The sequence below is a fragment of the Streptomyces sp. NPDC015131 genome (assembly GCF_043079975.1).
In the GTDB taxonomy this organism is placed as follows: Bacteria; Actinomycetota; Actinomycetes; order Streptomycetales; family Streptomycetaceae; genus Streptomyces.
The window spans coordinates 42,722-69,250 of sequence record NZ_JBIBVB010000003.1; the positions used below are offsets into that span (position 1 = coordinate 42,722).

The window sequence follows — 26,529 nt, forward strand, 5'->3', positions numbered from 1 at the left end:
GCATCGCGTCCGCGTGGTCCGCCGCGCCCTGCATATCCATCCCGACTGCTGCTCCCGTCCCTTGACTCTCGCCCCGGCTCGAATGACATCCCGTCAGCAGGAGCCCGATCAGGACCAAGGGGACGACCGCCAGCTGAGTCATGCGTCTCACCGGTACTCCTCCCGGGTGACATCCTGGGGCCTGCCCCCAACGATCGCGGCGATGTTGTCCGCTGAGACCTGATCCTTCTTCGGCGTGAAGTACTGGGAGTGAGCGGCGAAACCGCCGGCCTCAAGTACGGCATGCGGCCCGGGGTCGACCTTGAAGCGCTGCGCCCCGAAAGCCGCACTGGCGGGGTCCTTGCCGTAGTAGAGGTCGTCGTCTCCCTGGTCGGCGGCGTCACCCAGGACATAAGCGCCGGCCGCCATGCCCAGCGGGCCCAACGGGGCTCCCGCCAGGGCGCCGACGGCACCGGCCCCGCTCTGCTGCGCGGACGGAAGATGGGTCACCGGGTCATTGTCTGCCGATCCCACAAACACATGCTCCCGCCCCACCCCCAAGTCGTCCGCACGGTCCACTCCCACCCCCGGGCTGCCCAGCAGGATGACGTCGTCGACGCCCGGGATGCCGCCCGGCTGCTTCGCCGCCGTGCCGACCGTGAAGGAGCCGTAGGAGTGGCCGATCGCCGTGAGGTGGGGGTCGGCGTGGGAGTTCGTCGCCTCCAGGCCGGCCATGAAGTGGTTGTACGCCGGGGCGCCCCTTTCGGCGTCGCCGTGCGTCGCGACGTCGGCGTGCTGGGGGGCGTCGTAGCCGAGCCAGATGATGGACGCGCTGGACGGGTCCACCCGCCGGGCGCCGAGCGCCGTGTCTTGGGCGCGCTTCATGGTGTCCTCGACGAAGTCGGCGTTCAGCCGGGTGCCCAGCCCGGGGACGTACGCCGAGACATTGCGGGAGCTGTCGGGGTCGCCGTAGGAGATGACCGCCCGGCCGTTGCCCTCGTCGCTGACGGCCAGCAGGTACATCGGCGGGTTGCTGGGCCTGCCGAGCCGGTCCTGGATCATGCGCAGCGCCTCCAGCTCCGTCTCGGAACCGCCCCGCCGCTCCAGTTCCGCGATCAGGAGCGGGAGGTACCGGCGGTTGGCCTCGTCTCGGGCGGTGGCCGGGATGCCGTCGAGGCCGCCTACGAGGTCCGGGGCGATGTCGAGGTACTCGCGGCGCTGCTCCTCGGGGAGGGCGTCCCACCAGGCTTTGCGTGCGGCCGGGGAGGCGTTGTGCGGGACCTCCTGGGCGAGGTGCCGGCCGGCCGTGGCGCGGACGCCCGCCGTGTCGCGGGCGGCGTCCGCGAGGGTGGCCGCGGTGACGTCGAGACCCTCCGCGGCCCGGAGCCGGTTCAGGGTCGCGGCGTACCGGGCGTCGATCTCGGCGGCGGCGCGGACGGCGCGGGCGATGCGGTCCGCGATGGACTGGGCCCTCTCGGCGTGCGGGTTGAGCGGCGCGACGGACGGGGAGTCGGGGGCGTCCAGCGGGAGGCGGGCGTCGCCGCGGGCCCGGCCGCCCGGGGTGTCGCGGGGACCGGTCAGGGTGGGGGCCGTCCCGGGCGGGTAGCCGACCGAGCCGTCGTCGTGGACGGTGAACCGCAGGTCCGCCGCCTCGTCGAGGGCGAGCCGCAACTGCCGCTGGGGTTCCGCGAGATCGGCGGCGAGGCCGTTGAGCGCCGTACGGACGAGGCCGCACTCGGTGTGCAGGTACTGGTAGTTGCGGCTGAGCCGGTGGAGCCGGGCCAGGGCGGCGCCGGCCGACTCGCTCCGCTGCGTCTCGCGCAGCCGCGCGGCCATCAGGCGGTCCACCAGGGCCCGGTCGGCGCCGGACCGGCTGGACACCGCGTGCCAGGTGTCGCCGGCGCCCTCGAACGCGGCCGGCTTCAGGTCCCTGAGGATCCGCCACGTAAGGATGGTGCCGTTCACCGCTGCGGGTCGCCCTTCCGGGCGGCGGCGTGGAAGGAGCGGCCGACCTCGATGTCGGTCTCGCCCAGGTCCCGGGCGACCCGGGACAGCGCCCCGGCGAGGTGGCCGCACTCGTCCCGTACCGCCGTGAGGCGCTCCTCCCAGGACGTGAGGACGGTCTTCAGCGCGGCCACGGACGCCAGGGCGCCCGCGTCGGGCCCCAGGCCGCCGTGCGCCGGGCGCAGCGAGCCCCGGCTGGTCTCCGTGCGGGTGCGGAGCTCACCGGCGGTGCCGGACGCGCTGGTCCAGGGCCCGCCGCTGTGCCGCAGTCCGCCACCTGTGTACGTCGTGTACGTCACCCGCGTCGCCACCCCCGGCGCCTCGTCCGTCACGCACGGCGACGAGCCGTGCGCAGCGGGACACTAGCGCAGGTGGCGGGCGGGTCCTGGCGTACCGCTGCGGCGGTTGACGTACGGGTGTGCGGTCAGGCGCCGACCGCGGACCGCCGGGTGGTCGTGGCGATGGTGGCCGAGCCGACGACGCGGGTGCCGTCGTAGAGGACGATCGCCTGGCCGGGCGCGACGCCCCGGACCGGCTCGTCGAAGGTGACGTGCAGTTCGCCGTCCTCCAGGGAGGCGGTGACCGGGGTCTCGTCGCCGTGGGCGCGGAGCTGGGCCGTGTACGCGCCGGGGGCGGCGGGGGCGGTGCCGCACCAGCGGGGCTTGACGGCGGTCAGGGCGGTGACGTCGAGGGCCTCGGCGGGGCCGACGGTGACGGTGTTGTTCACCGGCGAGATGTCCAGGACGTACCGGGGCTTGCCGTCCGGGGCGGGGTGGCCGATGCGCAGGCCCTTGCGCTGGCCGATGGTGAAGCCGTACGCGCCGTCGTGGGAGCCGACCTTGGCCCCGGACTCGTCGACGATGTCGCCCTCCCGGGTGCCCAGACGCGAGGCCAAAAACCCCTGGGTGTCACCGTCCGCGATGAAGCAGATGTCGTGGCTGTCGGGCTTCTTCGCCACGGCCAGGCCGCGGCGCTCCGCCTCCGCGCGGATCTCGTCCTTGGTGGTGAGGGTGTCGCCCAGCGGGAACATCGCGTGCGCGAGCTGCTTCTCGTCGAGGACGCCGAGGACGTACGACTGGTCCTTGGCCATGTCCGAGGCCCGGTGCAGCTCGCGGCCGCCGTCCGCGCGGGTGACGACCGTGGCGTAGTGGCCGGTGCAGACCGCGTCGAAGCCGAGGGCGAGCGCCTTGTCCAGCAGGGCCGCGAACTTGATCTTCTCGTTGCAGCGCAGGCAGGGGTTGGGGGTGCGCCCGGCCTCGTACTCGGCGACGAAGTCGTCGACGACGTCCTCCCGGAACCGCTCCGCCAGGTCCCACACATAGAAGGGGATGCCGATGACGTCGGCCGCGCGGCGGGCGTCGCGCGAGTCCTCGATGGTGCAGCAGCCCCGGGCGCCGGTGCGGAAGGACTGCGGGTTCGCGGACAGGGCGAGGTGGACGCCGGTGACGTCGTGGCCGGCCTCGGCGGCGCGGGCGGCGGCGACGGCGGAGTCCACGCCGCCCGACATGGCGGCGAGCACGCGGAGGGGGCGCTGGGGAGTCTCAGTCATAGCCCTACCAGGGTACGGGCCCCGGGAACCGGGGACGCGGGCGTGTGCGTTGTGCAGGTCATGGGCGAGAACAAGCGGGGGGCCGTGGGCCGGCGCGCGGTGCTGATCGGCGGCGGCGCGGCGCTGGTGGGCGGGGCGGTGCTGGCCCGGGACGAGCTGCGGCGCGCGTGGTACCGGGTGCCGGGTGTGGAGAAGGACCGCGTGGAGGGCGAGCTGGACCACGTGGGGGCACAGTGGACGGCGGCTTCCCGGGCGAACTGGCGGTATGCCGACCGGCCGGACGACTTCACCATCGACCGGGTCGTGATCCATGTGGTGCAGGGCGACTTCCCGACGGCGCTGAAGGTCTTCAAGGACCCGGGTCACGGCGCGGCGACGCACTACGTCGTACGGAAGGACGGGCACGTCGCGCAGATGATCCGCGAGCTGGACGTGGCGTTCCACGCGGGGAACCGCGCGATGAACGAGCGCAGTGTGGGCATCGAGCACGAGGGGTTCGTGGACCGGCCGGAGGACTTCACGGCGGCGATGTACGCCTCGTCGGCGCGGCTGACGGCGGGGATATGCGGGCGCTACGGGATCCCGGTGGACCGGGAGCACATCATCGGCCATGTGGAGGTGGAGGGGACGGACCACACGGACCCGGGGCCGCACTGGGACTGGGACCGGTACATGAAGCTGGTACGGGACGCCGCCCGCGCCCCGCGATCGGCGGCGGGCCCGGCGGCCGGCTGACCCCGGGCCCGGCGACAGGCGGAGTCCGGTCGTGACCGAGTCCGGGGGCCGCCCGAGCCCCGGCGGCTGTCTGGATCGGGCGGCCGGCTGGATCCGGAGGCTAGCTGAGTCCGGCCGTGCGGGCGCGCTCCACGGCGGGGCCGATGGCGCGGGCGACGGCTTCGACGTCGGCGCGGGTCGAGGTGTGGCCCAGGGAGAAGCGCAGGGTGCCGCGTGCCAGGTCCGGGTCGGTGCCGGTGGCGAGCAGCACGTGGCTGGGCTGGGCGATCCCGGCGGTGCAGGCCGATCCGGTGGAGCACTCGATGCCCTGGGCGTCCAGGAGCAGCAGCAGCGAGTCCCCCTCGCAGCCGGGGAAGGTGAAGTGGGCGTTGGCGGGCAGCCGCCCCTCCGGGTCCGGGTCGCCGCCGAGGACGGCGTCGGGGACGGCGGCGCGTACGGCGTCGACCAGGGCGTCGCGGAGGGCGGCAACCTCCCGGGCGTGGGTCTCCCGGCGCTCGGCGGCCAGCCGGGCGGCCACCGCGAAGGCGGCGACGGCGGGCACGTCGAGCGTGCCGGAACGGACGTGGCGTTCCTGGCCGCCGCCGTGCAGGACGGGCACGGGGCTGTACTCGCGGCCGAGGAGGAGCGCGCCGATGCCGTAGGGGCCGCCGATCTTGTGGCCGGAGACGGTCATCGCGGCGAGCCCGGAGTCGGCGAAGCCGACCGGGAGCTGGCCGAACGCCTGGACGGCGTCGGAGTGCAGCGGGACGTCGAACTCGGCGGCGACGGCGGCCAGTTCGCGTACCGGCATGATGGTGCCGATCTCGTTGTTGGCCCACATCACGGTGGCGAGGGCGACGGTGGAGGGGTCGCTCTCGATGGCCTTGCGCAGCGCCTCGGGGCCGACCCGGCCGTGGCTGTCGACGGGCAGGTACTCGACGGTGGCGCCCTCGTGCTCGCCGAGCCAGTGCACGGCGTCGAGGACGGCGTGGTGCTCGACGGGGCTGGCCAGCACCCGGACGCGGCGCGGGTCGGCGTCGCGGCGGGCCCAGTACAGGCCCTTGACGGCGAGGTTGTCGGCCTCGGTGCCGCCGGAGGTGAGGACCACCTCGCTGGGGCGGGCCCCGAGGGCGTCGGCGAGGGTCTCGCGGGCCTCCTCGACGGTACGGCGGGCCCGGCGGCCGGCGGCGTGCAGCGAGGACGCGTTGCCCGTCACGGCGAGCTGGGCGGTCATCGCCTCGATCGCCTCCGGCAGCATCGGAGTGGTCGCGGCGTGGTCGAGGTATGCCATGGTGCAACGATTCTACGAGCCCCCGGGCGCGGGTAATCAGCGCGGTACCGGCCGCCTGCGCGGCACGGCCGGATCGGCGGTCCGAGCCCGATCGGCGGCACCCGCCCGATCGGCGGTACGAGCCCGAACTGCGGCACCCGGCCCGAACGGCGACACCGGCCGCGCGGTGGCGGGGCCCGTGCGCCCGCCGGGTGCCGCCCGGGACGTGCGGGGGCGGCACCCGGCGGTGGCCGGGCAGGGTCAGGCGATGCCCCAGGCGACCGTGCCGTCCATGGTGACCAGCACGGCCAGGACGACGAGGTCGGCGACGCCGAGGCCCAGGCCCATCAGCGCGCGGGCGCGGCGGGTGGTGCCGCGCTTCAGCGCCAGGGCGGCGAGGCCGATGGCGATGGGCCCGAGCAGGATGTTCATCACCAGCAGGCCCACCAGGCCCAGGACGAACGCGGCGACGGCCATGCCGTCGGCGTCGCGGAGCCGGACGCGCCGGCGGGTGCGGGCGGCGGGGGTGTGCGGGGCGGACGTGGTGAGTCCCATGACGGCCTCCTCCTCAGCGGTGCTGGCGTTCCCGGACGGCGAAGATCAGCAGCCAGGCGCCGATGACGGCGGCGGCGACGAGCGTGACCGGGAGCGGTACGTGCGCCACGGTCCCGAGAACGACTCCCAGCATCAGCAGGGCGGCGACGATGAACAGCATCGGAGGACCTCCCTCGGAGGGGTTGGAGGAACTATGCGGAGGAACCACATGGAGGAACCACTTTGAGGAACAATTGTTTACTGACTACCCAGTCTAAGACGACTCATTACTGGAGCACCCCGGAGAACGGTTGTTTACTGAATGGCATGAGTCACACCACCGGAATCCGGCAGGCCCAGAAGCTGAAGACCCGTCAGGCGCTCCTGGACGCCGCGCTCCGGCTGCTGGAGGAGCAGAGCCTCAGCAGCCTCGGCCTGCGCGAGGTGACCCGCGCGGTCGGCGTCGCCCCGGCGGCCTTCTACCGGCACTTCCGTGACACCGCGGACCTCGGCGTCGCCCTTGTCGACGAGGCCCTCGGCAGCCTGCACGGCACGATCCGTACGACCCTGGCGACCACCGGCGCCGGCGACGAACGGATCGCCGCCACCGTCGAGTTGATCGCCGGGCTGGTACGCGGGTACCCCGCGCACGTCCGTTTCATCGCCCGCGAGAGACACGGCGGCGTGGCGGCCGTGCGGGAGGCGATCGGCGGCCAACTCGACCGGTTCGCCCGGGAGGTGGCCGACGAGCTGGCCGCGCACGCCGAGAGCCGGGGCTGGGAGCGGGACGACCTGCTCATGCTGGCCGGGCTCTATGTGGACCACATGGTGATGACCGCCTCGGCGTTCCTGGCGACGCCCGAGGACGGGTGGGAGGCGGTGGCGGGGACCGCGCGGCGCCGGCTGCGGCTGGTGAGCCTGGGGCGCCGCCACTGGCTGGACTGAGCAGGACCCCCGGGTCACCCCCGGGGGCCCTGCCGTCCGCGGGTCAGCCCCGGGGGGCGCGGGCGAGCTGGCGGGACTGGGCGACCAGGCGGTCGGCGCTGTCCCAGACCTCGGCGTCCTCCTCCAGGAAGCCGCCCGCGAGGTTACGGGTGGTGATGGCGACGCGCAGCGGGCCGGGGGCGGGACGGCAGCGTATGTGGGCGGTCAGCTCGACGGTGGGCGTCCAGCCGGTGAGGCCGAGCTCGAAGGAGGTCGGCGGCAGGGCGTCGACGGTGAGCAGCAGGGACAGCGGGTCGGGCTCGCGGCCGTCCGCCAGGCCGAACCAGCCGCGCATCTCGCCCTTGCCGGACGGGGCGCCGACGGCCCAGCCCAGGGTGGTGGGGTCCAGCTTGATGTCGAGCCGCTCGGTGATGGCGGACGAGCCCGGGATGGGCGCCGGGCCGTCGGAGGGTCCGAGGCAGTGCTCGCGCGGCGGGATGGCGGGCGGCTTGGCCGTCGTACGGACGTCGTCGGACAGGGCGCCGAGGTCGCCGTAGGAGCCGAGGACCCGGATCCGCTCGACCTCGGTGCCGTCCTCGGCGTACTGGAAGAGGGACGCCTGGCCGGTGGAGAGGGTGCGACCGGTGCGGACCGTCTCGGTCCGGATCACCGCGCGGCCCGGCACGGACGGCGTGAGGTAGTGCGCCGAGATCGTGAACGGGTCGGGGTGCGGCAGGGCCTCGCCGAGCGCGCGGCCGAGCAGGGCGAGCAGATAGCCGCCGTTCACGGCGCTGATGATCGTCCAGCCGGCGGAGAGCTCCGCGTCGTAGACGCCCGGCTCGCGGAGGGTCACCGCGGTGTCGCGGTCGAACTCGCTGTCCATGCCCGCACCGTACAACAAGCAATTACTAAGCGGTAGCTTTTCCGGGGAGCTGCTCCTCGGAGGCCGTGGAACGGCGGTTCCACGCGCGCGGGGCGCGCCAGTGGAACCGCATGGCGAGCAGCCGCAGGACGAAGGTGGCCACGGCGGCGAGGGCGCTGGTGAAAGGGTTCAGCATCCCGAACTTGATGCATAGCGCGACCATGGTGGCGCCCACGATGGCCGGCACGGCGTAGAGGTCGCGGTCCCAGCGCAGCAGCGAGGGCACCTCGTTGGCCAGGACGTCGCGCAGCACGCCGCCGCCGACGCCGGTGGCCAGGCCCAGCACGGCGGAGAAGGTGAGGCCGAGGCCGTACTCGTACGCCTTGGTCGTCCCGGCCACGCAGAACAGGCCCAGCCCCGCCGCGTCGAAGACGTTGACGGCGACCTGGGTCCGCTCGACCACCGGGTGCAGGAAGAAGACGAGCACGGTGGCGACCAGCGGCATGAGGAAGTACCCCAGGTCCGTGAAGGCCGCGGGCGGTACGGCGCCGATCACCAGGTCCCGGAACAGCCCGCCGCCCAGCGCGGTGACCTCGGCGAGGACGGCGATGCCGAAGACGTCGAAGTTCTTGCGCACGGCGAGCAGGGCGCCGGAGATCGCGAACACGAAGATGCCCGCGAGGTCGAGCGCGTGTTGCACGGAGGGGGTGAAGAATTCCTGGAGCACCGCCCAATTGTGCCGGTTCCTTGTGGCGGTTCCCGCCGGGCGCTCCGCCGCGCCGGACCGCTGCCCCCGGCGGGTTCCGCCCGGGCGGCGGTTCCGGTCCGCCTCCCCCACCCGGGGCGCGGGTGCCGCCGGCCGGCGGGATACTCTGCGGGCGCTGTGGCGGACGAGGGGGCGGTCATGACGGGCGGACTGGAACTGGCACCGGAGCTTCACGCGCGCGTGGGGCGGGTTCTGCCGGCCGCGCTGGTCCCGGCGGTCCTCGTCACCGCGCTCGGGGCGCTGCTGACCGGTGACGCCTCCGCCGGGTGGCTCCTGGTGAGCGGCTCACTCGCCCTCGCCGTCTCCCTCCTCGCCGTCCTCGCCGCGCACGTCCGGCTGGGCCGGCTCCGGATCGACGAGCGGGGCATCACCACGGGGAACGGCGAGCTGCACCCCTGGGACGGCATCCGCTATGTGGTGCTCCACCGCCGGACGCTCCAGGTCCGGCCGCACCGCCCCCGCTCGTCCGCCCCGCTGACGGTCCTCCACAACGAGGGGTACGGGCTCGGCCGCGCCCGCCACGAGGAGCGCCGCCGGGCCATCGTGGCCGCGCTGACGGCCTTCGCCCCGCACCAGTACGTCGCGGACCACGAGCGGGTGCTGCGCGAACTCGCCCGCTGACGCGGGGCCGTACCACCCGTACCGCCCGGGGAGCACCCCCCGGGCGGCGCAGGCTCGCCGCGAGGGTCACCCCTTGCCGGGCGCCTCGCCCTCCGGCGCACGCGGAGCCGGCACGGCACCGGACTCGGCACCCGCACCGGAGTCAGCGTCGGACTCGGCACCAGCGGCCGGACCAGCACCGGCAGCCGAATCCGCCGCCGCAGCCGTCTCCGGGGCGGGCGCCCCGGCGTCGGCCTCCGCCGCCCTGGTCGCCGGGACGATCTCGATCGCCTCGCCCGCCGACGCCAGCACCGCCTCGCCGGGGGCCTGGTCCGGGGCGTTCTCCGGGTGGTGGCAGGCCACCCGGCGACCCGGCGCCAGCTCCAGCAGCGGCGGCTCCTGGACCGCGCAGACCTCCGTCGCCTTCCAGCAGCGGGTGTGGAACCGGCACCCGCTCGGCGGGGCGATCGGCGACGGCACGTCGCCCTTCAGCAGGATCCGCTCGCTCTTGGCGCCGCGCCGCCGCGGGTCCGGCACCGGGACCGCCGACATCAGGGCCTTGGTGTACGGGTGCATCGGCGCCTCGTACAGCGAGGTGCGGTCCGCCAGTTCCACGACCTTGCCCAGGTACATCACCGCGATGCGGTCGGAGACGTGCCGGATGACCGACAGGTCGTGCGCGATGATCACATAGGTGAGGCCCAGCTCGTCCTGGAGGTCGTCCAGCAGGTTGACCACCTGCGCCTGGATGGACACGTCCAGCGCCGAGACCGGCTCGTCGGCGACGACGAGCCGCGGCTTCAGGGCGAGCGCCCGGGCGATGCCGATGCGCTGGCGCTGGCCGCCGGAGAACTCGTGCGGGTAGCGGTTGTAGTGCTCGGGGCTCAGCCCGACCCGCTCCAGGAGGCCCTGGACCTCCTTCTTGACCCCGCCCTCCGGCTCGACGCCCTGGAGCCGGAACGGCGCCGAGACGATCGAGCCGATGGTGTGCCTCGGGTTCAGCGAGCCGTACGGGTCCTGGAAGATCATCTGGATGTCGCGCCGCAGCGGCCGCATCCCGGCGGTCTTCAGGTGGGTGATGTCGGTCCCGTCGAACTCGACCCTGCCGCCGGTGGGCTCCAGCAGCCGGGTGATCAGCCGGCCCATGGTCGACTTGCCGCAGCCCGACTCGCCGACGACCCCGAGGGTCTCGCCCCGGCGGACCTCGAAGTCGATGCCGTCGACCGCCTTGACGGCACCGACCTGCCGCTGGAGCAGGCCCTTCTTGATGGGGAAGTGTTTGACCAGGCCCTCCACCTTGAGGAGGGCCTCGGACGTCGTCGCTCGGTTCTCGGTCACAGCTTCGGCGCAATCTCTTCGGTCCAGATCCGCGTGCGCTCCGCCCGGTCCATGTGGCAGGCGGAGAAGTGGCCGGAGCCGACCTCACGCAGTTCCGGACGCTCGGTGCGGGTGATCCCGCCCTCGGGCACGTCCGCGTACGGGCAGCGGGGGTTGAAGGCGCAGCCGCTCGGCACGTTGATCAGGGACGGGGGCTGGCCCTTGACCGGGATGAGCCGGTCGGTCTGCTCCCGGTCGATCCGCGGCATGGAGCCGAGCAGGCCCCAGGTGTAGGGGTGCTGGGGCTCGTAGAAGATCTTGTCGACCGGGCCGCGTTCCACGCACCGGCCGCCGTACATCACCAGGATGTCGTCGGCGATCTCGGCGACCACGCCCAGGTCGTGGGTGATGATGACGACCGCCGAGCCGAACTCCTTCTGGAGGTCGCGGATCAGGTCGAGGATCTGGGCCTGGACGGTGACGTCCAGCGCGGTCGTCGGCTCGTCGGCGATCAGCAGCTCGGGGTTGTTGACCAGCGCCATGGCGATCATCGCGCGCTGGCGCATACCGCCGGAGAACTCGTGCGGGTAGGAGTCCACCCGCTTGCCGGGCTCGGGGATGCCGACGCGGTCGAGCATCTCGATCGCGCGGGTGCGGGCGGCCTTCCTGGTCACCTTGTGGTGGATGCGGTACGCCTCCACGATCTGGCTGCCGACCGTGTAGTACGGGTGCATCGCCGACAGCGGGTCCTGGAAGATCATCGCCATCTCGCGGCCCCGGAGCCGCCGCACCTCGTCGGGGTCGGCGCTCACCAGCTCCTTGCCGTCCAGCCAGATCTCCCCGCTCATCCGTACGTTCTTGCCGCGCGCGCCGAGCCGGTGCAGGCCCATGACGGCGAGCGAGGTGACGGACTTGCCGGAGCCGGACTCGCCGACGACGCCGAGGGTCTTGCCCTTCTCCAGCTGGAAGGAGAGCCCGTCGACGGACTTGACCAGGCCGTCGTCGGTCGGGAAGTGGACCTTGAGGTCGCGTACGTCGAGGAAGGCGCGCGGCTCGGTGGTGCCGGGGCGGTCCTCCACCACGGCGCCGGTCTTGGACAGTTCGGTCATGACACCCTCACGCGCGGGTCGACGACGGCGTACAGAAGGTCAACCACGAGGTTGAGGAAGACGACGAAGAACGCCGCGAGCAGGGTGACGCCGAGGATCGGCGGCAGGTCGTTGGCGGTGATGGACTGCACCGCGTACTCGCCGATGCCGTGCAGCGAGTACACCGACTCGGTGATCACCGCACCGCCGAGGAGCAGGCCGATGTCCATGCCGAAGACGGTGACGATCGGGGTGAGCGCGGCCCGCAGGCCGTGCTTGGCGACCACCCGGCGCTCCCGCATGCCCTTGGCGCGGGCGGTGCGGATGAAGTCCTCGCTCATCGTCTCCAGCATCCCGGAGCGGGTGAGCCGGGCGTAGATCGCCGCATAGAGCAGGGCGAGCGAACACCAGGGCAGGAAGAGGGTGTTGGCCCACTGGGAGGGGTTCTCGGTGAACGGGACGTAGGTCCGGCCGAAGATCTCCAGCTCGTAGCTGAAGAGCAGCAGGAACAGCTGGGCGGTGAAGAAGATCGGCAGGGAGACGCCGGCCAGCGCGCCGCCCATGGCGGCCCGGTCGAAGAAGGAGCCCGGCCTGAGGGCGGAGACGACGCCGACGACGATGCCGGACACCAGCCACAGCACCGCGGCGCCGACGGCCAGCGAGATGGTGATGGGGAGCCGCTCGACGAGCTGCGGCCACACTTCGAGGTTGGTCTTGAAGGAGTAGCCGAAGCAGGGGGCCTCGCACTTCACGGAGAGCGGGCCCCGCTCATAGGTGGCGCCGGAGACGATCCCCCGGACGAAGTCCCAGTACTGGACGTAGACCGGTTCGTCGAGGCCGAGGTTCCGCTTGACCGCCGCGATGTCCGCGGGCGTGGGGTTCTTGCCGATGTACTGCTGGGCGAGCTGATCGGCGGTCTGGCCGGCCAGCTTCGGCAGGATGAAGAAGATGCCGAAGGTGACCGCCGTGACGACCAGCAGCAGGATCACTGCCGCGACCAGCCGGCGGATGAGGTACGAGATCACGGGGACCGGCGCCGGTGCCCGCGGGCCGCACCGTGGATGCGGGGGCCCGCGGGCACCAATGCCTTCACCTGCCTTCCGGGGCTACTTCTTCGTGGTGCCGATGTTGAGGTAGTCGTACTGACCGCTCCAGGCCGCCGAGGCGGTCATGTTGGTGCCGTGCGGCGAGCGGTAGTTGAGGACCTTGAAGTAGGACAGCGGGACGATCGCCGCCTGCTCCATGACCTTCTTGTCGACCTCCACGTACGCCGTGTTGCGCGCGTTCTCGTCGGTGTTGGCGATGGCCTCGTCCAGCAGCTTGTTGATCGCCGGGTCGTTCAGCTCGGAGAGGTTGGTGTTGCCGGACTGGCCGATGGCCTTGCCGTGCACGATCTGCTGGAGGTAGCCGTAGCCGGTCGGCCAGTCGGCGCCCCACTGCATCATGATCAGACCGATGTTCTGCTTCTTGTTGAAGGAGGGGACACCGGCGTGGTCGGAGAAGTACTTCGACGACGGGTACTGCTTGATCTTGGCGTCGATGCCGACCTTCTTCAGCGACTGGATGATCGCGGTGGCCGCGTCGATCTCGGGCTGGCGGTCGCTGCGGGCGGAGATGAAGGTGGAGATCTTCTCCTGGCCGCACGCCTTCAGGTGCTGCTTGGCCTTGGCCTCGTCGCCCTTGTTGCCGTCGGTGGCGTAGAGGTCGAACTTCTGGTGGCCGGGCAGGTCGTTCGGCAGGACGGTGCTGGCGACGTCACCGCGGATCGGGCCGCCCATCGAGGTCTGCACGGAGACCTTGTCGATGGCGTACTGGACGGCCTTGCGGCACTCGACGTTGTCGAACGGCTTCACCTTGGTGTTGACGGCCATGTAGACGAGCCGGCCGCCGTAGGTGTTGTCCGTGTTGGCCTTCAGGTCCGGCTTGTTCATGATCTGGGCCTGGGTCTGGGCGTCGACGCCGCCGCCCTTGAGGTCGGCGATGATGTCGCCGGCCATCAGGTCCTTGTCGATGGTGGCCTGGTTGACCTTGAGGTTGAGGACGATCTTGTCCGGGTACTGCTTGCGCAGCGGGTCGGTCTTGGCGTCCCAGTGCTCGTTGCGGACGAGGACGACCTGCTGGCCGTCCTTGTAGGTCTCGAACTTGTACGAGCCCGAGGACACGATCGACTTGGTGTAGTCCGTGCCCTTGTCCTTGGCCTTCGGAACCGGGGCGGTCTGCGGGGCGCTGACCAGGTAGTCGAAGTCCGCGAACGCCTTGTTGAGCTTGAAGACGATCGTGTGGTCGTCCGGCGTCTGGATGGACGCGATGCCCTTGTCGCTCTTGTCCTTGTACGGGCCCTTGTACTTGGCCGGGTCGTCCAGGAGCTGCTGGAAGTAGTTCGGGCCGTTGGACAGCACGTCACGCGCGAAGTTGGAGCGCTCGACGGCGTACTTGACGTCCTTGGCCGTGACCGGCGTGCCGTCCGAGTACTTCACGCCCTTGCGGATCTTGTACGTCCAGGTCTTGCCGCCGTCGCTGGGGACGCCCATGCCCTCGGCGAGGTCGGGGACCAGCTCGTTGCCCTTCTCCCCCGGGCCCGGCTTGAAGGTCGTCAGCGGACGCGCGTACAGGCGGCTGAAGTTGTAGATGAAGGAGTAGTACGTGTTGCCCGGGTCGAACGACTCGGGGGCGTCGGCCATCGCGTAGGTGACCGTGCCGCCCTTCTGGTCCGAGGCGTTGACGACACCGGTCGTCGCCGCGTTCGCCTTGGCGTTGCCCTTGCCGTCCGAGCCGCCGTCGTCCGCCTTGCTGCAACCCGCCAGAAGCAGGCCGGCACTGCTGACGACCGCGATCGCGGCCACTGCTGACCTTCGCATTTTCGTCGAACTCCCCTTTGTTTTCGGAAACTTGCCGGACGGTCCCGGCCGGGTGGCAACCGCCGTCGGATGACGTGGCAGACGTCAGCGGCTGCGCGGGTCGAGAGCGTCCCGGAGGCCATCACCGAGCAGGTTGAAGGCCAGTACGGTGATGAAGATCGCGAGGCCGGGGACGAGCATGAACTGCGGGTCGACCTGGAAGAAGTTGACCGCTTCCCGCAGCATGCCGCCCCACGAGGCCTGCGGTGGCTGGATTCCGACGCCGAGGAAGCTCAGCGACGCCTCGAAGATGATGTTGGTCGGAATGAGCAGCGTCGCGTAGACGGTGATCGGGCCCACGAGGTTCGGCAGCAGCTCGCGGAAGAGGATGTACGGGCCGCGGGCCCCCATCCCGCGCGAGGCGTCGATGAACTCGCGCTCCCGCAGGGCGAGCGTCTGGCCGCGCACGATCCGCGCCATGTAGGGCCAGTTGAAGAACCCGATGACGAAGATCAGCACGCCGATGTGGAGCGGCAGGCCCTCCAGGCCGAAGGCCCCGCCCTGGAGCGTCGCCGAGATGGCGATGGCGAACAGCAGCAGCGGGAAGGCCAGGAAGGTGTCCATCAGACGGCTGACGACGGTGTCCACCCGGCCGCCGTAGTACCCGGCGACCAGGCCGAGGACCACGCCGATCAGGTTGGACAGGATCGTCGCGCCGAAGGCGACGACCAGCGAGACCCAGGACCCCTCCAGGATGCGCGCCAGGATGTCGCGGCCGAACTTGGGGTCGACGCCCAGCGGGTGGTCCCAGCTCATCCCGCCGAACCCGCCCTTGGGGAGCGAGGTGTTGGGGTCGACCAGGTCCTGCTGGAAGGCGTTCGGGTCCAGGCCCAGCAGCGACTGGATCGGCCGGGAGAGCACGGCGATCAGGATGAGCAGGACGACGACCACTCCGCCGGTGACCGCCAGTTTGTCCCGCTTGAAGCGGGTCCAGGCGATCTGGCCGAGTGAACGTCCCTCGATCTGCTGGGACTTGGCGCCTGCGAGTACGGCCTCGGGAGCGGCCTCGGCCTGTGATCCGGTGGTCTCAATCGGTGCGGTCATCGTCCCTCGTGGCTCGCCCGTGCCGACGGTCGCCGACAGTGCTCGACGGGCCGCCCGGATCTGCGGTGCGGTCCGTTCAGGGAAGGCGCGGATGCGCTGCACGCATGTGCGACGCCCCCTGGTTGGGGGGAGTCTTCAATGGGTTCACGATCACCCGCCAGCCCTCATCGGGAATGTTTGCGCAACCGTGATGCGGGTCGCGCCCTTCCGCTATCCGGACCCGGGGAGCGGCTCAGCGGACCAACTCGCCCGCTATGGAAGCGAACCGGACAGGCGGGGACGTCAGCCGCGAGGCGGGTAGCCGTACCCCGTACCGGGCACGACGGGCGCGGTGGCGTGGGCCTCGCGGTCGTAGAAGGGGCGGGCGTTGGCCCGCAGCCAGAGGGTGACCGGGTCGTACTCGTCGGACATGGCGACGGTGGAGACGGGCAGGCCGTCGGGGACGGCGGCGACGGACTGGCGCATCATCGCGTGCACGGCGTCCACGGACGCCTGGCCGCTGTCGTACAGGTCGAGGCCGATGGCCAGGTAGGGCGTGCCGAGCGCGGGCTGGACCCAGGCGCGGCGCAGGGAGCGCACGGCGGGGGTGCGGTGGGCGTTCTGGGTGAGCAGGGCGTAGAACTGCGGGAGCTGGATGCCCGGTTCGGACAGCTTCAGCGGCCCGGCGGGCATCCGGTCGAGGCCGGTGGCGATGCGGCGCAGGTCGGGCCAGGGGATGCCGACGCCGCCGCCGGGGGCGTGCGGGTTGAGCCAGACGCCCCAGCGGTCGGGGTAGAGGGCGCGGGCGATGTCGCGGCCGTCGATCACCTCGTGGGCGCGGTTCCAGCCGGAGGCGGCCAGCTCCTGGGCGGAGGTGACGCAGGGGGCGTACCCGTGGCCGTCGACCTCCATGTTCCCGTACTGGGCGTCGGGCGAGCCGGCCCGGCCGTGCCAGAGGAGCATCCACAGCCGCCCCTCGGCGAGGGCGTGCAGGAGCCCCTCGTACGCGTCGTAGCGGCCGGGCGTCACCTGGCTCAGCATGTGCTCGACCTGTCCGGCCGCAGCGGTGCCTGACGCGCTCACCCTGGATCCCGCCCCTCTTCCGTCCACCCGACCAGCTTATGCGTGTCCGCGCCGGTAGAAGGGGCGCACCTTCTCCAGCATCCAGTCGCCCACCGGGTCCTGCGCGACGTCGAGGAGGACCAGGTTGACCGGCCAGGGCGCCCGCACCCGGCCGAGCGCCCGGCCGAGGGCGTCCATGGGTACGTTACGGTCGGCGGCCTCCCAGGAGGAGAGCTGGACGCCGACGAAGAGGACGGGGTCGTCGCCCTCGATGCTGGCGAGGCACCGGCGGGCGCTGAGGACGGTGCCGGTGGCGTCGAACTCGGCGGCGGCGGCCGACAGGAGGTCGACCGGGTCCTGCTGCCAGTCCGGCTCGAACAGGCGTACCCGGCCGCCGCTCGCCGGGCCGTCCAGCGGGGTGCGCCCGGTGCGGCACAGCTCGGCGACGGCGGGCGGCGGCAGCGGGGCGCCGACCGCTCCGCCGGGGTTCACGGCGATGCCGAGCTGCGGCGGCAGGCCGCGGGCGAACTCGACGGCCGGGGCGACGGCGTACGGCATGTGGGGGCCGGCGCACTGCACGAGCTGGGTCTCGGAGCTGAAGACGGGCACGTACCCCTGGCCGTCGATCTCCAGGGTGGGCAGGTCCAGGTCGCGGCTGTCGCGGTCGCCACCCTTGGGCAGGGGCACCCAGACGCGGCTGCGGCCCAGGACCTCGACGAGGCGGCCCCCGGCCGCGGGGTTGCCGAGGGAGGCGGCGAGCACCTCTTCCAGCTCATTGGCCGGCCATGCTGTGTCCACTGGTGCCCCCCGGTCCTTCCGCGCGTGTGCCTGTGCCGCGTACGGCCGCGCCCGGTGCGCCCGGCGCCGCCCGCAGCACCCTAACGCGGCGCGGCGGGCCGGCGGCTCAGTGGATCCGGAACGCGATCCGGGCGAGCGCGCCGGCCGCCGGCCGGTCCAGCAGCACCGTGGAGGCGCAACCGCGCGGGACGACGCCCCGCTCGGCGTCCCGCACCAGCCGGCCGACCGCCCTGCGGTGCCGGGCGAAGGCGTACCCGGACACGCCCCGTCCGCGCTCCCGCTGGCCCTCCCGGGCGGTGCGGGGCGTGACGTCCAGCAGCAGCAGGTGCAGGGCGGTGCCGCGCCGCCGGGCCTCGCGGGCCAGCCAGCGCCGCACCCACGCCTGGGTGCCGCAGTCGTGGACGACGACGCTCCGCCCGGCGCGCAGCTCGCGGCGCAGCCCGGCGTAGTGGGCGAGCCGGACGAGGGGGCGGTAGACGGCGTACGGCAGGAAGCCGGGCACCCGGTGCTCCCAGCGCTCCCGGGCGTCCTGCGAGTCGATGCCGCGGCCCTGGGCCGCGCGGGCGATCAGGGTGGACTTGCCGCTGCCGGGCAGGCCCGAGACGACGACCAGGTCACCGGCGGCGAAGGTCAGCGCCCGGGGGCCGCGGCCGGCCCGGCCGCGCAGGTCGCGCACGACCGGCCGGGCCGCCGCTCCGGCCGCCGCCCGGCCGCGCGCGGGCAGGCCCGGCTGCGCGGGCACCCCCGCGGTCGTCGCGTACGCCCCGCCGTGCTGCAACGTCATCGCTTCTCCCCCTGCTGAGGCGTGTCGGGGCCCGGACCGGCCGACCCGACCCTTGCCCAAGAAGTGTAAAGAACGGGTAATAAGCCACAAGCGATTTGCCGCGGACGGCCCTCGTGCAATGATGTGCGCGCCGGCGGGCACCGTCGCGCGCACAACCGCATACCGGCCGTTTGAATCCGCGCGGGAGAGTCCCGGGTCCGCCCGGGCGCCGAAGGAGCAAGTTCCTCCCTTGAATCTCTCAGGCCCCGTACCGCGTGGATGAGGCAGATCTGAAAAGCGGGCCGCCCCGGCGGCTCCACCCAAGGTGCAAGCCGATGCCTCCGTCCCGGTGGACACGAGGTCACGGTGAACCTCTCAGGTTCCGATGACAGATGGGGAGGACCGTCTTCGAGCCATGCCCGTCCTGGGACCTGGGAGCCATATCCATGAGCACTGCCCCCCGTCTGACCGCCCTCGATGCCGTGCATCGCGCGCTGGGCGCGACCATGACCGACTTCGCGGGCTGGGACATGCCGCTGCGGTACGGCAGCGAGCGCGACGAGCACCTCGCCGTCCGTACGCGGGCCGGACTCTTCGACCTCTCCCACATGGGGGAGATCACCGTGACCGGGCCGCAGGCGGCGGCCCTGCTGGACTTCGCGCTCGTCGGCAACATCGGCAGCGTCGGCGTCGGCCGCGCCCGCTACACGATGATCTGCCAGGAGGACGGCGGCATCCTCGACGACCTGATCGTGTACCGGCTCGGTGAGACCGAGTACATGGTCGTCGCCAACGCCTCGAACGCGCAGACCGTGCTGGACGCGCTCACCGCCCGCGCCGCCGGGTTCGACGCCGTGGTGCGGGACGACCGCGAGGCGTACGCGCTGCTGGCCGTGCAGGGCCCGGAGTCGCCCGGCATCCTGAAGTCGCTGACCGACGCCGACCTGGACGGGCTGAAGTACTACGCGGGCCTGCCGGGCACGGTCGCGGGCGTCCCCGCGCTGATCGCCCGCACGGGCTACACCGGGGAGGACGGCTTCGAGCTGTTCGTGGAGCCGCAGCACGCCGAGAAGCTGTGGCAGGCGCTGCTGGAGGCGGGCACCCCGGTGGGCCTGATCCCCTGCGGCCTGTCCTGCCGCGACACGCTGCGCCTGGAGGCGGGCATGCCGCTGTACGGGCACGAGCTGACGACGTCGCTGACCCCGTTCGACGCGGGCCTGGGCCGGGTGGTCAAGTTCGAGAAGGAGGGCGACTTCGTGGGCCGCCGGGCCCTGGAGGCCGCCGCCGAGCGGGCGCAGGCCGCCCCGCCGCGCCGGCTCGTGGGCCTGATCGCCGAGGGCCGCCGGGTGCCGCGCGCCGGGATGTCCGTCGTCGCGGACGGCACGGTGATCGGCGAGGTCACCTCGGGCGCGCCGTCGCCGACGCTGGGCCGGCCGATCGCCATGGCGTACGTCGACGCCGCGCACGCCGCGCCGGGCACCGGGGGGGTCGGGGTCGACATCCGCGGTACTCATGAGCCGTACGAGGTCGTGGCGCTTCCCTTCTACAAGCGCCAGAAGTGATCGCCCGCACCACCCGTCCGTCCGTCCCGTCCACCCCGTGCACCAGCACTCCCCCGCGTACAGGAGAATTTGCGTCATGAGCAACCCCCAGCAGCTTCGCTACAGCAAGGAGCACGAGTGGCTGTCGGCCGCCGAGGACGGCGTGTCGGTGGTCGGCATCACGGAGCACGCGGCGAACGCCCTGGGCGACGTCGTGTACGTCCAGCTCCCCGCGGTCGGTGACACGGTGACCGCGGGCGAGACCTGCGGCGAGCTGGAGTCGACCAAGTCCGTCAGCGACCTGTACTCCCCGGTGACCGGCGAGGTCGTCGAGGCGAACCAGGACGTCGTCGACGACCCGTCGCTGGTGAACACCGCCCCGTTCGAGGGCGGCTGGCTGTTCAAGGTACGCGTCACGGACGAGCCGGAGGACCTGCTCTCCGCCGACGAGTACACCCAGTTCTCCGGCAGCTAAGGACCTTTTCCGATGTCGCTTCTGAACACCCCTCTCCATGAGCTGGACCCGGACGTCGCCGCCGCCGTCGACGCCGAGCTCCACCGCCAGCAGTCCACCCTCGAGATGATCGCCTCGGAGAACTTCGCTCCGGTCGCGGTCATGGAGGCCCAGGGCTCCGTCCTGACCAACAAGTACGCCGAGGGCTACCCCGGCCGCCGCTACTACGGCGGCTGCGAGCACGTCGACGTGGTCGAGCAGATCGCCATCGACCGCATCAAGGAGCTCTTCGGCGCGGAGCACGCCAACGTCCAGCCGCACTCGGGCGCCCAGGCGAACGCCGCCGCCATGTTCGCGCTGCTGAAGCCGGGCGACACGATCATGGGCCTCAACCTGGCCCACGGCGGTCACCTGACCCACGGCATGAAGATCAATTTCTCCGGCAAGCTCTACAACGTCGTCGCGTACCACGTCGACGACGCGACGGGCCAGGTCGACATGGCCGAGGTCGAGCGCCTGGCCAAGGAGTCCAAGCCGAAGCTGATCGTCGCCGGCTGGTCCGCCTACCCGCGCCAGCTGGACTTCGCCGCCTTCCGCCGGATCGCGGACGAGGTCGGCGCGTACCTGATGGTCGACATGGCCCACTTCGCGGGTCTCGTCGCCGCCGGTCTGCACCCCAACCCGGTGCCGCACGCCCACGTGACCACCACCACGACCCACAAGACGCTGGGCGGCCCGCGCGGTGGCGTGATCATGTGCACGGCCGACCTCGCCAAGAAGATCAACTCCGCGGTCTTCCCCGGCCAGCAGGGCGGCCCGCTGGAGCACGTGATCGCCGCCAAGGCGGTCTCGTTCAAGATCGCGGCGAGCGAGGACTTCAAGGAGCGCCAGCAGCGCACCCTGGACGGCGCCCGCATCCTGGCCGAGCGCCTGGTCGCGGACGACGTCAAGGAGCACGGCGTCTCGGTGCTGTCCGGCGGCACCGACGTGCACCTGGTCCTGGTCGACCTGCGCAACAGCGAGCTGGACGGCCAGCAGGCCGAGGACCGGCTCCACGAGGTCGGCATCACCGTCAACCGCAACGCGATCCCGAACGACCCGCGGCCCCCGATGGTCACCTCGGGCCTGCGGATCGGCACCCCGGCGCTGGCCACCCGCGGCTTCCAGGCCGAGGACTTCGCCGAGGTCGCCGACATCATCGCCGAGGCGCTGAAGCCGTCGTACGACGCGGACGCGCTCAAGGCCCGGGTCTCCGCGCTCGCCGCGAAGCACCCTCTTTACCCCGGTCTGTAACATTCATAGACGTTACGCACGTAACAGACTGGACTGCGGGGCACCGCGCACACTGAAGAGTGAGTGCGGTGCCCCGTTCCTTGCCCCCACCCCGCACCCCCCACCCGCCATCCCCGTGCCCAGCCGCCCCACCCGTTGTTCCTGCACCACCCCGGCAGACAGCGACGTCTTCCCACCAAGGAGTTCCCCGTGGCCATCTCGGTCTTCGACCTGTTCTCGATCGGCATCGGCCCGTCCAGCTCCCACACGGTCGGCCCCATGCGCGCGGCCCGGATGTTCGCCCGCCGGCTGAAGAACGAGGGCCTGCTGGCCCCGACCGCCTCCGTCCGGGCGGAGCTGTACGGCTCGCTCGGCGCCACCGGCCACGGCCACGGCACGCCCAAGGCCGTCCTGCTGGGCCTGGAGGGCGACTCGCCCCGCACGGTCGACGTGGAGTCCGCCGACGACAAGGTCGAGCGGATCAAGGCGGAGAAGCGGATCAGCCTGCTCGGCGCCCACGAGATCCCCTTCGACTTCGACGAGGACCTGGTGCTGCACCGCCGCAAGGCGCTGCCCTACCACGCCAACGGCATGACCCTGTGGGCGTACGACGCCGACGGCGCGACCCTGCTGGAGAAGACGTACTACTCGGTCGGCGGCGGTTTCGTGGTCGACGAGGACGCGGTGGAGGGGCAGAACCCGATCGTCCCCGACGACACCGTGCTGAAGCACCCCTTCCGCACCGGTGACGAGCTGCTGCGGCTCACCCGGGAGACCGGCCTGTCGATCTCCGCGCTGATGCTGGAGAACGAGAAGGCGTGGCGCTCCGAGGAGGAGATCCGGGCGGGCCTGCTGGAGATCTGGCGGGTGATGCAGGCGTGCGTGTCGCGCGGCATGTCCCGCGAGGGCATCCTGCCCGGCGGCCTGAAGGTCCGGCGGCGGGCCGCCAACACCGCGCGCAAGCTGCGCTCCGAGGGCGACCCGCAGGCGCTCGCCATGGAGTGGATCACGCTCTACGCGATGGCGGTGAACGAGGAGAACGCCGCGGGCGGGCGGGTCGTCACCGCCCCGACGAACGGCGCGGCGGGCATCATCCCGGCGGTGCTGCACTACTACGTGAACTTCGTGCCGGGCGCGGACGAGGAGGGCGTGGTCCGCTTCCTGCTGGCCGCCGGCGCCATCGGCATGCTCTTCAAGGAGAACGCCTCCATCTCCGGCGCCGAGGTCGGTTGCCAGGGCGAGGTCGGCTCGGCCTGCTCGATGGCGGCCGGCGCGCTCGCCGAGGTGCTGGGCGGGAGCCCGGAGCAGGTGGAGAACGCGGCCGAGATCGGCATGGAGCACAACCTGGGCCTGACCTGCGACCCGGTGGGCGGCCTGGTGCAGATCCCGTGCATCGAGCGCAACGGCATGGCGGCGGTCAAGGCGGTCACGGCGGCGCGGATGGCCATGCGCGGCGACGGCAGCCACAAGGTCTCGCTGGACAAGGTCATCAAGACGATGAAGGACACCGGCGCCGACATGTCGGTGAAGTACAAGGAGACCGCGCGCGGCGGGCTCGCGGTCAACATCATCGAGTGCTGAGCCGCCGGCGCTGACACACCCGGCGGAACGTTTCCTTCCGCCGCGGCGGCCGTGATGGGCTCGGCCCATGACCGACGACCACGGAAAGATCCCCGCGTCCCGCGGCGCGGCCGCCCGCCGCACCGTCCTGACCGCCGCGGCCGGCGCCGCCGCGCTCCTGGCCACCGGGGCGGCGAGCGCCTCGGCCGCGCCCGCCGCCCCGCGCTCCGCCCGGGCCGCCGCCCTGGCACGGCTGCGGGAGCTGGAGCGGAGCCACGGGGCGCGGCTGGGCGCCGTGGCCCGGGACACGGTCACGGGCGCGACGCTGCTGTACCGGGCCGGTGAGCGCTTCCCCCTGTGCTCGACGTTCAAGACGCTGGCCGTCGCGGCGGTGCTCCGAGACCTCGACCGGCGCGGCGAGGTGCTGCGCCGGCGCATCCGGTACACCGAGGACGACCTGGTGGAGAACTCGCCGCGCACCGAGGAGAACGTGGCCCGGGGCATGACCGTGGCCGCGCTCTGCGACGCGGCGATCCGTTACAGCGACAACACCGCCGCCAACCTGCTGCTGCGCGAGCTGGGCGGCCCCGCGGCCGTCACCCGGTTCTGCCGCACCCTGGGCGACGCCACGACCCGGCTGGACCGCTGGGAGCCGGAGCTCAACACCGCCGAGCCCTGGCGCGTCGAGGACACCACCACCCCGGCCGCGATCGCCGCCGACTACCAGCGGCTGGTGCTCGGCGACGCGCTGGGCCGCGGCGACCGGGCGCTGCTGACCGGCTGGCTGCTGGGCAACACCACCAGCACCCACCGCTTCCGCAAGGGCCTGCCGGCCGACTGGCGGCTGGCGGACAAGACGGGCGGCGGCGCGTACGGCACCAACAACGACGTCGGGATCGCCTGGCGGCCGGACGGCACGCCGGTGGTGCTGGCCGTCCTGACGACGAAGCCGGACCCCAGGGCCGCCACCGACGACCCGCTGGTCGCCGGGGCGGCCACGGTGCTGGCCGACTTCCTCGGGGCGGGCGCCGGATCCTAGCTCAGGCCCCGCCGCAGGGCGATCCAGTGCGGGTCGGGCACCACCGTCAGGAGCGCCGACACCACCACGACCCCCGCCAGCACCACCAGCTCGGCGCGGGCGGGGGTCGTGGCGCCGTCCCCGCGCCCCAGCCGGCGGCGGGCCGCCACGGCCAGCGCGCTCACCACCGCGAGCAGGGCCAGCTTGGCGAGCAGCACCCTGCCGTAGGCGGAGGTGGTGATCACGTCGGCGGGCAGGCGGCGCAGCGCCGAGCAGGTGCCGGTCACCGCGAGCGCCACGTACAGCCACCCGGCGAGCCGGGCGTAGCGCAGCAGCGGCTCCTTCGCCCCGCCGCGCCGCCGTACCGTCCGCAGCGCGTGCAGCAGCCCGCCCACCCACAGCGAGGCGGCGGTCAGGTGGACGACCGTGAGGGCCGTGCCCAGCTCCGGGGTGTACGGCTCGGGGTGGGCGCGCAGGGCCTCGGCGCCGATCACCAGGGCCAGCGGGGCGGCGGCCCAGCCGGGGCGGCGCAGTGCCACGCACCCGGCGGCGAGGGCGAACCCGTTGGCGGTGGCCAGCAGGAGCCCGCCGTCCCGGGTGCCGTAGGCGGCGGTGAGGTCCATGTCGCTGACCCGGGCCAGCAGCACGATCTGCCCGGCCGAGGCGGCGGCCCCCGCGAGGGCGGCCCCCAGCGCCCAGGAGCGGGGCGTCCGCCCGGGGCCGGCGAGCCGGGCGCCCGCCAGCTCCCCGAGGTGCACGGCGAGCGCGGCGAACACGGCCGTGCGCAGCACGGTCACCGGGCCGGCCGCGGGGATGCGCAGCTCGCCGGTGCCCCGCGCGGCGACGCCCGCGCCGAGCAGCGCCACGGCCAGGGCGGCGAGGGCGCCCGCACCGGCGAGGAGCGCGGGGCGGGTGCGGGTACGACGGCGCCGCCCGGCGTGCCGGGCGGCGCCGTACTCGGTGCTCGTGGTCCTGTCGGTCACGCCTTGTTGAGGTGCGCCCAGAACTCGTCGAAGGTGAGCTGCCCGTCGCCGTTGCCGTCCTGCGCATTGATCACGGCCTGGGCGACGGTCTCGGTGACGTTGAAGTCGCCCAGCTGCGCCATGACGCTCTTGTACTCGGCGGCCGTGATGCGCCCGTCCCCGTCCACGTCGTACCGCTCGAACGCCTTGCGCGCCGCCTCGATGTCCGCCACTGGTCCACCCCTTCTTGGTGCATAACTGACGCCGGTCAGATTATCGGCAGTGGCACCGGTGCGGGGCCGCGGGCCGGGAGGCGGGCCCCGGGACGGCGGCGGGTCAGCGGAAGACGCCGGTGTGGCCGAGGGAGTAGCGGCCGGGCTGGGGGTAGACGGCGAGGCCGTGCGGGCCGCCGCCGACGGGGATGCGGGCGAGCTGCTTGCCGGTGGTGGTGTCGATGGCGTACACCTCGGAGTCGTACCGCCCGGACAGCCACAGGACCTTGCCGTCGGCGGAGACGCCGCCCATGTCCGGGGAGCCGCCGTCCGGCAGCCACCACTTCTTGGAGAGCTTCCCGGCGGCGAAGTCGAAGACGGAGACGGAGCCCTCGCCCCGGTTGGGGATGTACATCTCCCGGGAGTCGCGCGAGACGTACAGGCCGTGGGCGCCCTTGCCGGTGGGGAGCAGCCGGGGGGTGGCGAAGGAGGCGCCGTCGAGCACCCAGACGCCGTGCGCCATCATGTCGGCGATGTAGAAGGTCTTCCCGTCCGGCGAGACCTTGACGTCCTGCGGCATGGCGCCCCGGAAGGGGAGCTTCTGCTGTCCGACGACCTTCATCCGCTCGGTGTCGACCTTGAGCAGTTCGCCGGAGAACTCGCAGCTGACGACGAAGTACCGGCCGTCGGCGGAGAAGTCGGCGTGGTTGACGCCGTAGCAGGAGACGGGTTCGGTGTGGCGCCGCTCCATGGTGTGCGGGTCGCGGAAGACCAGTTCCCGGTCGAGGGAGGCCATGACCACGGCGTACTTGCCGTTGGGGGTGAAGTACAGGTTGTACGGGTCGTGGACGTCGACGTCCGTGCCGCGCTTGCCGGTGGCGGGGTCGATCGGGGTGAGCGTGTGGCCCCGGTTGTTGTTCACCCAGAGGGTCTTGAGGTCCCAGGACGGCACGACGTGCTGCGGCTGGACGCCGACCGGGATGGTCTCGACGACCTTGTACGTCGCGGGGTCGATGACCGAGACGGTGTTGGACAGCGTGTTGGGGACGTACACCCGGGAGGGGAAGCCCTTGACCACCGGGGACAGCCGGCCGGGGCGGTCGGCGGCGTAGACGTCCTGCGGGTCGAGGAGGGGCGGCATGCCCGGCAGCGCCGGGGGTCCGGCCTCGCGCGGTACGGAGACGGGGGCGGCGGTCCGGTCGCCGGGCGCCCCGGGCCGGTCGGCGGCGCCGCCGCAGCCGGGCAGGACCGCGGCGAGGGCGAGCAGGCCGGTGGCGGCGAGGAGGCCCCTCGACCGCGCCGACGGGCGCGGGCGCGGGTGCGGGAGGGCGCGGGTACGGGGCCGGGGGCGCGGGCGCGG

General features: G+C 72.7%; 27 protein-coding genes and 1 riboswitch. Of the genes, 8 read left to right on the forward strand and 19 right to left on the reverse strand.

What is annotated here, in order from left to right; translation table 11 throughout:
- Nucleotides 1–147: 147 nt before the first annotated feature.
- From ACF08D_RS11595 to mnmA, 3 genes are all read right to left on the reverse strand, one after another.
- A complete protein-coding gene (locus ACF08D_RS11595) occupies nt 148–1,944 on the reverse strand; it encodes an alpha/beta hydrolase (protein ID WP_392222403.1) in 1,797 nt (598 codons plus the stop codon).
- Complete coding sequence (locus ACF08D_RS11600; protein WP_392222404.1) at nt 1,941–2,282, reverse strand: hypothetical protein; 342 nt, start codon at nt 2,280–2,282, stop codon at nt 1,941–1,943. The genes ACF08D_RS11595 and ACF08D_RS11600 overlap by 4 nt, the downstream gene beginning before the upstream one ends.
- A 125-nt stretch (nt 2,283–2,407) precedes the next feature.
- The gene (mnmA, locus tag ACF08D_RS11605) at nt 2,408–3,532 is read right to left on the reverse strand and encodes a tRNA 2-thiouridine(34) synthase MnmA (RefSeq protein ID WP_392222405.1); all 1,125 of its coding nucleotides are present in this window, start codon (nt 3,530–3,532) and stop codon (nt 2,408–2,410) included.
- Between the two features lie 60 nt (nt 3,533–3,592).
- On the opposite strand from mnmA, the gene ACF08D_RS11610 reads away from it, so the two are divergent.
- Nucleotides 3,593–4,267: an N-acetylmuramoyl-L-alanine amidase gene (locus ACF08D_RS11610; RefSeq protein WP_392223171.1), complete on the forward strand. Its 675-nt coding sequence runs from the start codon at nt 3,593–3,595 to the stop codon at nt 4,265–4,267.
- Nucleotides 4,268–4,367: 100 nt separating this feature from the next.
- On the opposite strand, the gene ACF08D_RS11615 is transcribed toward ACF08D_RS11610, so the two are convergent.
- The 3 genes from ACF08D_RS11615 to ACF08D_RS11625 form a co-directional block, all read right to left on the reverse strand.
- Nucleotides 4,368–5,537 carry a cysteine desulfurase family protein gene (locus ACF08D_RS11615; RefSeq protein WP_392222406.1) on the reverse strand — a complete coding sequence of 390 codons (1,170 nt, stop codon included), beginning with the start codon at nt 5,535–5,537 and terminating at the stop codon, nt 4,368–4,370.
- Nucleotides 5,538–5,777: 240 nt separating this feature from the next.
- Nucleotides 5,778–6,071, reverse strand: a complete 294-nt coding sequence (locus ACF08D_RS11620; RefSeq protein ID WP_392222407.1) for a DUF4190 domain-containing protein — start codon at nt 6,069–6,071, stop codon at nt 5,778–5,780.
- A gap of 13 nt (nt 6,072–6,084) precedes the next feature.
- Nucleotides 6,085–6,231 (reverse strand): hypothetical protein, encoded by a 147-nt coding sequence (locus ACF08D_RS11625; RefSeq protein WP_392222408.1) that lies wholly within the window; start codon nt 6,229–6,231, stop codon nt 6,085–6,087.
- Nucleotides 6,232–6,377: 146 nt separating this feature from the next.
- On the opposite strand from ACF08D_RS11625, the gene ACF08D_RS11630 reads away from it, so the two are divergent.
- On the forward strand, nt 6,378–6,995 hold the full coding sequence (locus ACF08D_RS11630; protein ID WP_392222409.1) for a TetR family transcriptional regulator: 618 nt from the start codon (nt 6,378–6,380) through the stop codon (nt 6,993–6,995).
- 43 nt (nt 6,996–7,038) lie between these two features.
- Here ACF08D_RS11630 and ACF08D_RS11635 read toward each other — a convergent pair whose 3' ends face one another.
- Nucleotides 7,039–7,857, reverse strand: coding sequence for a thioesterase family protein (locus tag ACF08D_RS11635; RefSeq protein WP_392222410.1), 819 nt, complete (start codon nt 7,855–7,857; stop codon nt 7,039–7,041).
- 25 nt (nt 7,858–7,882) lie between these two features.
- The gene (locus ACF08D_RS11640) at nt 7,883–8,563 is read right to left on the reverse strand and encodes a trimeric intracellular cation channel family protein (protein WP_392222411.1); all 681 of its coding nucleotides are present in this window, start codon (nt 8,561–8,563) and stop codon (nt 7,883–7,885) included.
- 177 nt (nt 8,564–8,740) lie between these two features.
- Here ACF08D_RS11640 and ACF08D_RS11645 point away from each other — a divergent pair, with 177 nt between their 5' ends.
- Nucleotides 8,741–9,223 carry a hypothetical protein gene (locus ACF08D_RS11645; RefSeq protein ID WP_392222412.1) on the forward strand — a complete coding sequence of 161 codons (483 nt, stop codon included), beginning with the start codon at nt 8,741–8,743 and terminating at the stop codon, nt 9,221–9,223.
- 66 nt (nt 9,224–9,289) lie between these two features.
- Here the strand turns inward: ACF08D_RS11645 and ACF08D_RS11650 are convergent, their stop codons facing one another.
- From ACF08D_RS11650 to ACF08D_RS11685, 8 genes are all read right to left on the reverse strand, one after another.
- On the reverse strand, nt 9,290–10,567 hold the full coding sequence (locus ACF08D_RS11650) for an ABC transporter ATP-binding protein (protein ID WP_392223172.1): 1,278 nt from the start codon (nt 10,565–10,567) through the stop codon (nt 9,290–9,292).
- Nucleotides 10,537–11,628 carry an ABC transporter ATP-binding protein gene (locus ACF08D_RS11655; protein WP_392222413.1) on the reverse strand — a complete coding sequence of 364 codons (1,092 nt, stop codon included), beginning with the start codon at nt 11,626–11,628 and terminating at the stop codon, nt 10,537–10,539. Before ACF08D_RS11655 ends, ACF08D_RS11650 begins: the two co-directional genes overlap by 31 nt.
- Nucleotides 11,625–12,632, reverse strand: coding sequence for an ABC transporter permease (locus ACF08D_RS11660; RefSeq protein ID WP_392222414.1), 1,008 nt, complete (start codon nt 12,630–12,632; stop codon nt 11,625–11,627). Before ACF08D_RS11660 ends, ACF08D_RS11655 begins: the two co-directional genes overlap by 4 nt.
- An 81-nt stretch (nt 12,633–12,713) precedes the next feature.
- A complete protein-coding gene (locus ACF08D_RS11665; RefSeq protein WP_392222415.1) occupies nt 12,714–14,465 on the reverse strand; it encodes an ABC transporter substrate-binding protein in 1,752 nt (583 codons plus the stop codon).
- Between the two features lie 84 nt (nt 14,466–14,549).
- Nucleotides 14,550–15,548: an ABC transporter permease gene (locus ACF08D_RS11670; protein WP_392222416.1), complete on the reverse strand. Its 999-nt coding sequence runs from the start codon at nt 15,546–15,548 to the stop codon at nt 14,550–14,552.
- A gap of 282 nt (nt 15,549–15,830) precedes the next feature.
- A complete protein-coding gene (locus ACF08D_RS11675; protein WP_392222417.1) occupies nt 15,831–16,610 on the reverse strand; it encodes an enhanced serine sensitivity protein SseB C-terminal domain-containing protein in 780 nt (259 codons plus the stop codon).
- A gap of 36 nt (nt 16,611–16,646) precedes the next feature.
- On the reverse strand, nt 16,647–17,387 hold the full coding sequence (locus tag ACF08D_RS11680; RefSeq protein ID WP_392222418.1) for an enhanced serine sensitivity protein SseB: 741 nt from the start codon (nt 17,385–17,387) through the stop codon (nt 16,647–16,649).
- Nucleotides 17,388–17,493: 106 nt separating this feature from the next.
- Entirely contained in the window at nt 17,494–18,171 is a 678-nt protein-coding gene (locus ACF08D_RS11685) for an AAA family ATPase (protein ID WP_392222419.1), read from the reverse strand.
- Nucleotides 18,172–18,342: 171 nt separating this feature from the next.
- Nucleotides 18,343–18,434, forward strand: a riboswitch (glycine riboswitch).
- Between the two features lie 162 nt (nt 18,435–18,596).
- On the opposite strand from ACF08D_RS11685, the gene gcvT reads away from it, so the two are divergent.
- From gcvT to bla, 5 genes are all read left to right on the forward strand, one after another.
- The gene (gcvT, locus tag ACF08D_RS11690) at nt 18,597–19,712 is read left to right on the forward strand and encodes a glycine cleavage system aminomethyltransferase GcvT (protein WP_392222420.1); all 1,116 of its coding nucleotides are present in this window, start codon (nt 18,597–18,599) and stop codon (nt 19,710–19,712) included.
- Nucleotides 19,713–19,788: 76 nt separating this feature from the next.
- Nucleotides 19,789–20,166 (forward strand): glycine cleavage system protein GcvH, encoded by a 378-nt coding sequence (gcvH, locus tag ACF08D_RS11695; protein WP_392222421.1) that lies wholly within the window; start codon nt 19,789–19,791, stop codon nt 20,164–20,166.
- A 12-nt stretch (nt 20,167–20,178) separates the two neighbouring features.
- A complete protein-coding gene (gene glyA, locus ACF08D_RS11700) occupies nt 20,179–21,438 on the forward strand; it encodes a serine hydroxymethyltransferase (protein ID WP_392222422.1) in 1,260 nt (419 codons plus the stop codon).
- Between the two features lie 189 nt (nt 21,439–21,627).
- A complete protein-coding gene (locus tag ACF08D_RS11705; RefSeq protein ID WP_392222423.1) occupies nt 21,628–22,998 on the forward strand; it encodes an L-serine ammonia-lyase in 1,371 nt (456 codons plus the stop codon).
- 67 nt (nt 22,999–23,065) lie between these two features.
- On the forward strand, nt 23,066–24,016 hold the full coding sequence (gene bla, locus ACF08D_RS11710; RefSeq protein WP_392222424.1) for a class A beta-lactamase: 951 nt from the start codon (nt 23,066–23,068) through the stop codon (nt 24,014–24,016).
- On the opposite strand, the gene ACF08D_RS11715 is transcribed toward bla, so the two are convergent.
- The 3 genes from ACF08D_RS11715 to ACF08D_RS11725 all read right to left on the reverse strand — a co-directional run bounded on the left by ACF08D_RS11715 (nt 24,013) and on the right by ACF08D_RS11725 (nt 26,436).
- On the reverse strand, nt 24,013–24,978 hold the full coding sequence (locus tag ACF08D_RS11715; protein ID WP_392222425.1) for a CopD family protein: 966 nt from the start codon (nt 24,976–24,978) through the stop codon (nt 24,013–24,015). The two genes, bla and ACF08D_RS11715, sit on opposite strands and share 4 nt — an antisense overlap.
- Nucleotides 24,975–25,190, reverse strand: coding sequence for an EF-hand domain-containing protein (locus tag ACF08D_RS11720; RefSeq protein ID WP_392222426.1), 216 nt, complete (start codon nt 25,188–25,190; stop codon nt 24,975–24,977). The genes ACF08D_RS11715 and ACF08D_RS11720 overlap by 4 nt, the downstream gene beginning before the upstream one ends.
- A 103-nt stretch (nt 25,191–25,293) precedes the next feature.
- Nucleotides 25,294–26,436: a YncE family protein gene (locus tag ACF08D_RS11725; protein WP_392223173.1), complete on the reverse strand. Its 1,143-nt coding sequence runs from the start codon at nt 26,434–26,436 to the stop codon at nt 25,294–25,296.
- Nucleotides 26,437–26,529 lie beyond the last annotated feature (93 nt).

Bases quoted from the DNA above. Each gene is read 5' to 3' on its own strand.
- gcvT (WP_392222420.1), top strand. From the start codon at position 18,597: ATGAGCACTGCCCCCCGTCTGACCGCCCTCGATGCCGTGCATCGCGCG.
- ACF08D_RS11635 (WP_392222410.1), bottom strand. From the start codon at position 7,857: ATGGACAGCGAGTTCGACCGCGACACCGCGGTGACCCTCCGCGAGCCG.
- bla (WP_392222424.1), top strand. From the start codon at position 23,066: ATGACCGACGACCACGGAAAGATCCCCGCGTCCCGCGGCGCGGCCGCC.
- ACF08D_RS11665 (WP_392222415.1), bottom strand. From the start codon at position 14,465: ATGCGAAGGTCAGCAGTGGCCGCGATCGCGGTCGTCAGCAGTGCCGGC.
- ACF08D_RS11625 (WP_392222408.1), bottom strand. From the start codon at position 6,231: ATGCTGTTCATCGTCGCCGCCCTGCTGATGCTGGGAGTCGTTCTCGGG.
- ACF08D_RS11620 (WP_392222407.1), bottom strand. From the start codon at position 6,071: ATGGGACTCACCACGTCCGCCCCGCACACCCCCGCCGCCCGCACCCGC.
- ACF08D_RS11670 (WP_392222416.1), bottom strand. From the start codon at position 15,548: ATGACCGCACCGATTGAGACCACCGGATCACAGGCCGAGGCCGCTCCC.
- ACF08D_RS11630 (WP_392222409.1), top strand. From the start codon at position 6,378: ATGAGTCACACCACCGGAATCCGGCAGGCCCAGAAGCTGAAGACCCGT.
- mnmA (WP_392222405.1), bottom strand. From the start codon at position 3,532: ATGACTGAGACTCCCCAGCGCCCCCTCCGCGTGCTCGCCGCCATGTCG.
- gcvH (WP_392222421.1), top strand. From the start codon at position 19,789: ATGAGCAACCCCCAGCAGCTTCGCTACAGCAAGGAGCACGAGTGGCTG.
- ACF08D_RS11655 (WP_392222413.1), bottom strand. From the start codon at position 11,628: ATGACCGAACTGTCCAAGACCGGCGCCGTGGTGGAGGACCGCCCCGGC.
- ACF08D_RS11610 (WP_392223171.1), top strand. From the start codon at position 3,593: ATGGGCGAGAACAAGCGGGGGGCCGTGGGCCGGCGCGCGGTGCTGATC.
- ACF08D_RS11645 (WP_392222412.1), top strand. From the start codon at position 8,741: ATGACGGGCGGACTGGAACTGGCACCGGAGCTTCACGCGCGCGTGGGG.
- ACF08D_RS11685 (WP_392222419.1), bottom strand. From the start codon at position 18,171: ATGACGTTGCAGCACGGCGGGGCGTACGCGACGACCGCGGGGGTGCCC.
- glyA (WP_392222422.1), top strand. From the start codon at position 20,179: ATGTCGCTTCTGAACACCCCTCTCCATGAGCTGGACCCGGACGTCGCC.
- ACF08D_RS11615 (WP_392222406.1), bottom strand. From the start codon at position 5,537: ATGGCATACCTCGACCACGCCGCGACCACTCCGATGCTGCCGGAGGCG.